This is a genomic window from Salinisphaera japonica YTM-1, assembly GCF_003788585.1.
GTDB classification, from domain to species: domain Bacteria; phylum Pseudomonadota; class Gammaproteobacteria; order Nevskiales; family Salinisphaeraceae; genus Salinisphaera; species Salinisphaera japonica.
This window is the reverse complement of record NZ_AYKG01000059.1, coordinates 1-1,526: the sequence shown is the minus strand read 5'-3', so window position 1 is coordinate 1,526 and position 1,526 is coordinate 1. Positions and strand designations below refer to the sequence as shown.

Annotated in this window: 2 protein-coding genes; both read left to right on the top strand. The window is 61.7% G+C overall.

Annotated features, from left to right (window positions below):
• Positions 1 to 117 precede the first annotated feature (117 nt).
• The gene (locus tag SAJA_RS13685) at positions 118 to 666 is read left to right on the top strand and encodes an asparaginase domain-containing protein (RefSeq protein WP_123659235.1); all 549 of its coding nucleotides are present in this window, start codon (positions 118 to 120) and stop codon (positions 664 to 666) included.
• A 68-nt stretch (positions 667 to 734) separates the two neighbouring features.
• Complete coding sequence (locus SAJA_RS13680; protein ID WP_123659234.1) at positions 735 to 1,469, top strand: SDR family oxidoreductase; 735 nt, start codon at positions 735 to 737, stop codon at positions 1,467 to 1,469.
• The last annotated feature ends 57 nt before the right edge of the window (positions 1,470 to 1,526 follow it).

Sequence of the window (1,526 nt, the reverse complement as noted above, 5' to 3'; positions counted from 1 at the left end):
CCCTGCGGCGTTGCGAGTCTTGATCGTGGCACGCCACGATGCGGCGACTCGCGCCTTGCAGAACACGATTTGCGGTCTCCAACGCGGCGCTCGTATGAAACGGCAACAGGCCCTAGGATGAACGCGTCTCGAGCAACCCGGTTCCGACTGTGCCTATTGGCGACCGGCGGCACCATCGAAAAAACGTATGACGCCCACGAAGGCCGGCTGGTGCTGGGACAGCCGGTCATCGAGCATCTTGTCGATGGGCTGACGCACCCGGATATCGCGATCGATATCCAGCGCCTGATGGCCGTGGACTCGCTGGACATGCAGGCCGATGAGCGGGCCGCGGTCGTGGCACGCATTCAGGCGATTGAACAGGCCGGCACGGCCGATGCCATCGTCGTGACCCACGGCACCGATACCCTGGCCACCACGGCACGCGCGATCGCCCAGCAGATCCCGCATCCAACGTGTCCGATCATCCTCACCGGCGCCATGCGCCCGTATCGCGTGGCCGATAGTGATGCCACGCAGAATATGGCCCAGGCGATCATGGCGGCCCGTCTGGTGGCGCCCGGCGTCTACGGGGTGTTGCACGGCCGCGTGATCGCCGCCGAGCGGATCGAAAAAGACTACGAGCGGCTGACGTTCATCGAGCGCGATGACGTCGATCGGTCTTGAACTTATTCGATTGCGCGCCATCTAATTACGTGTAGGACACAGTGATTAATTCGTACCAGGAGACTTAGATGGAAATGCGCGATCTCACCGATAATGTCTGCATCATCACCGGCGCCTCCAGCGGCATCGGCGCCGCTACCGCGCGCGCTCTGGTGGCCGAAAACGCCCAGGTGGTGTTGGTGGCCCGCAGCGCTGACAAGATCGAGGCGCTGGCCGAGGAACTGGGCGGCAATGCGCGTGCCGTGACCTGCGACGTGGGTGATGCCGACGACGTCAAACGCCTGTTCGAAACGGTGGGCCAGCACTACGACGGCGTGGATCTGTTGTTCAATAACGCCGGCGTGGGCTACAACGATCCGTTTGCCGATTCCAAGCCCGAGGAATGGAAGAAACAGATCGATGCCAATCTCTACGGCGTGATCAACTGCACCCATGCCGCGATTCCGATGATGAAGAATCGGACCGCTCCCATGATCTCGACCGTATCCAGCGTCGGCGGGCGCTACGGCGTGCCGGGCTGGTCGGTCTATTGTGCGACCAAATTCGCGGTCGTGGGCTTTCACGACACCCTGCGCAAGGAGCTTGGCGGCGACGGGATCCGTGTCTCCTTGATCGAGCCGGGGGCGGTGTATACCAACTGGGGCTTCAACGTCAGCGAAGAGGCCATGCAGGAGCGCCGCGACAAGGTTGATGCCTTGCACCCGGAAGACATCGCCCAGTCGTTGGTCTATGCCTTTGCCCAGCCCGGGCACGTCAATGCCCAGGAGATACTTGTCATGCCGACCCGCCAGGTCTCGCCCTAGGGCGTGTCGTCATAAGATATGTTTGAATATCACCGAGATTTCGGCAAGCGTTTTATT